Genomic DNA, 3,233 nt, shown 5'->3' on the forward strand with positions numbered 1-3,233 from the left:
GGTGAAGTGTGTCTAATCAACAGGGTTTTCGGTCTCTAAGCACTTTTTAAAGGGAACTTCATCGACTCAAATCTCTATTTGCAACAGTGCCCCTCAATTCCTTCAAGTTGACGTCCAGTGTTTTGCTCGACAGAACTTACCCGGACATACCCTACTTTTTGGCCTTTCACTTTTTCACGCCCCAATTGGATAAAAATGAACAATTTCGTAAATTATAAATCTTTAACACTAAAGTTACATGTTACTTATGATTAAAAATCATTTAAATGATACATAATTTCATGAACTTTCAGATTGTAACTTTAGGGTATACTCTATAGTTACATAAATTAGATTTAAAACTTGTCTCCAATAAACCCAGTACGGTTCACCTAAACAGATTGCTACCCCTGAACAACCAGAATCCGAAAAAAGAGGCTTTTGGAGCCGTTTTTTTAGACCCTATGATTAACCACGATTGTTTAACTCATATGAATAAAGTCGTGAAACTTTGATTAAATAATAAGCGTGGAACGTGAAAAATCATAAAAAAAGCCCACCTTGGGGAGGTTGGGCAAAAAAGAAACTACAGCTTTGAATTTTCAAGAGAATTATACCGCATTTCGTATAAGGTGTATTATGTTAATTTTAGAAAAAACTTAAAATTATCTATTAAAGAATTATATATTTTTGGATTACTTATAAGTGAAATAGCACCTATATAGTGCAGGCTTAGCTAGAAAAACTATAACACTCTAAGAAAGTATGGGTTTTTATGTACAAGGCAATTTCATGAGAAGCCAGATGATAAAATTCGAGGCTCCCCAATTTTGTAAATCAAATATATGCAAAATAATGTGAGTAAGCCGGCAGTACCAGCATTAACACTGGCTGCACTAGGAGTAGTATTCGGCGATATAGGAACGAGTCCATTATATGCATTAAAAGAAAGCTTTCATGCGACACGCGGGCTACCTATTAATGAACTTAATATCCTGGGAATTCTCTCTTTAATCTTTTGGACCATTACCTTAATTGTTTCGCTTAAATATGTTTTGGTGATCATGAGAGCTGATAACAATGGTGAAGGGGGTATCATGGCATTACTCGCCTTAAACCTTAGGCAAAAAGGATTGTCCCGTGGAAAAAGATTGGCAATCATTATCTTAGGTTTCATTGGAGCATCCTTATTCTTCGGTGACGGTATCATCACCCCTGCTATTTCTGTTTTATCTGCAGTTGAGGGACTTTCTGTTGCTGCCCCGTCATTTGATCGCTTCATTATTCCAATCAGTATTGGAATTCTTATAGCTCTCTTTGCCGTTCAAAAACATGGGACTGCAATGATGGGGAAGTTTTTTGGTCCTATTACCCTGTTATGGTTCCTATCTATTGGTGCCATTGGCATTATGAGTATTATTCAAAGTCCATTTGTTCTTGCATTATTCAGCCCACACTGGGCTTTTTTATTCGTTATTAACAATCCTCTTATTTCATTTTTTGTGATGGGAGCTGTGGTTTTAACAGTAACAGGTGGTGAAGCCTTATATGCGGATATGGGACATTTTGGTATTTTACCGATCAAGTTAGGCTGGTTTTTAATTGTACTGCCATGTCTGATGCTGAATTATGCTGGACAAGGAGCATTACTGTTAAGAGATCCTTCGGCTATCACCAATCCTTTTTACCTGCTTCTGCCTTCAGCCCTTCTATATCCTATGATTATTCTGGCTACTGCAGCTGCAGTGATTGCCTCACAGGCTTTAATCAGTGGGGTATTCTCAATGGCTAAACAGGCAATACAGTTGGGATATCTACCTAGGCTTACAGTTTTACATACCTCCGCTTCGGAAATTGGACAAATTTATATTCCATTACTGAACTGGCTCCTGTTTATCTCTATCACCATCTTGATCTTAATATTTGAAAGTAGCAGCAAGTTGGCAGGTGCTTATGGTCTGGCCGTCACTGTGACCATGTTCTGTGACACACTGTTAGTAGCTTTTCTGGCTTATAGTTACTGGAAATGGAAAACATGGAAAGTCTTACTGTTCATTATTCCATTCGCCTTTATTGATCTGGTTTTGCTGAGTTCAAACCTATTAAAAGTCCTGATTGGAGGCTGGGTACCAGTCGTTATTGCGGTTATTGTTTTTACCCTCATGATGACCTGGAAAAAAGGCAGAGAGATTCTTCAGGACAAACTGCAGAAGGACACGCTTCCACTGAATGTGTTTCTTGAGCACCTTGAACAGACAGGTCAGAAAGTGAGTGGAAATGCCGTATTTTTAACTGGAACGCCTCAAGTCGTACCCCATGCGCTTTTACATAATCTAAAGCATAATAAAGTTCTGCATGAACGTAATTTTTTGGTGACAATCAAGACTTCTGAAATCCCGTATGTTGATGAAGCTAAGCGAATCGTTACTGAAGTACTAGAGAATGGTTTTTTCAGAATAACGATCCATTATGGATTTAAAGAAGAGCCTAATGTGCCTCATTCATTGAAACAAGCTTTTTCAGTACTGGATCTTGAGTATGACTTAATGAATATCAGCTTCTTTGTTTCTAGAGAAAGATTAATTCCAAGTCTGTCCAGCAAGATGTCTACATGGCGTGAAAAGTTATTTGTCGCAATGCAAAAAAATACCAGCCCTGTCAGTGATTTTTATAAAATCCCTTCTAACCGGGTGGTAGAGCTAGGTAGTCAGATTGAAATTTAAGAATTTCTAAAATGAATAGGCACCTTTAAATAAGGGTGCCTATCTGATCAGAATAAATCTTTTACTTTAATTTTCCAATAGTTGACCAATCTCTAAAGCTAAATAACCACGTTCTTTAAAGATCAAAATAATTGCTTTTTTATAATCTTCAGAAGTAGAGGTCTTATATTTTGTTATAAGTTGAATTTCAGAATTAAGCTGAAGGTCATTTTTTATCGTCAACACTTCCGTAGAGACTTTATTAAAAATCTTGAAATTAAACATACAGGCGCTCTTTATCAATATTATAGCGGCCCGACTACAACAAATACCTGCCTTAGCTCAGCTAGACACCCTTGGCTGCAAGGATTACAAATTAGACAAGATTCTGCAAGTTTTGCTCCATTGAAAGTATGAATATTCAACTAAAGAAGGTTCCATTTAACATAATGGCGGTTATACGAAGTCGACTTGTTAGAACCCATTTAAAGTGTCTATATTCTCACCAATAAAAATGTCTGGTTTATGATGGTTTTTATCACCATGGACTGG

Annotated in this window: 2 protein-coding genes and 2 pseudogenes; 2 read left to right on the top strand and 2 right to left on the bottom strand. The window is 36.9% G+C overall.

Annotation, left to right across the window (positions count from 1 at the left end; genetic code table 11):
- Positions 1-92: 92 nt before the first annotated feature.
- Positions 93-170 (bottom strand): annotated as a pseudogene (locus NI465_RS16790) (recombinase family protein); the annotation flags it as partial.
- 203 nt (positions 171-373) lie between these two features.
- Here NI465_RS16790 and NI465_RS16795 point away from each other — a divergent pair.
- Positions 374-451 (top strand): annotated as a pseudogene (locus NI465_RS16795) (plasmid replication DNA-binding protein); the annotation flags it as partial.
- A gap of 373 nt (positions 452-824) precedes the next feature.
- A complete protein-coding gene (locus NI465_RS16410) occupies positions 825-2,702 on the top strand; it encodes a potassium transporter Kup (RefSeq protein ID WP_004282101.1) in 1,878 nt (625 codons plus the stop codon).
- 66 nt (positions 2,703-2,768) lie between these two features.
- Here NI465_RS16410 and NI465_RS16415 read toward each other — a convergent pair whose 3' ends face one another.
- Positions 2,769-2,966, bottom strand: coding sequence for a hypothetical protein (locus tag NI465_RS16415; protein WP_086044977.1), 198 nt, complete (start codon positions 2,964-2,966; stop codon positions 2,769-2,771).
- Between the last annotated feature and the right edge of the window lie 267 nt (positions 2,967-3,233).

Source organism: Acinetobacter lwoffii, assembly GCF_024129855.1.
In the GTDB taxonomy this organism is placed as follows: domain Bacteria; phylum Pseudomonadota; class Gammaproteobacteria; order Pseudomonadales; family Moraxellaceae; genus Acinetobacter; species Acinetobacter lwoffii_L.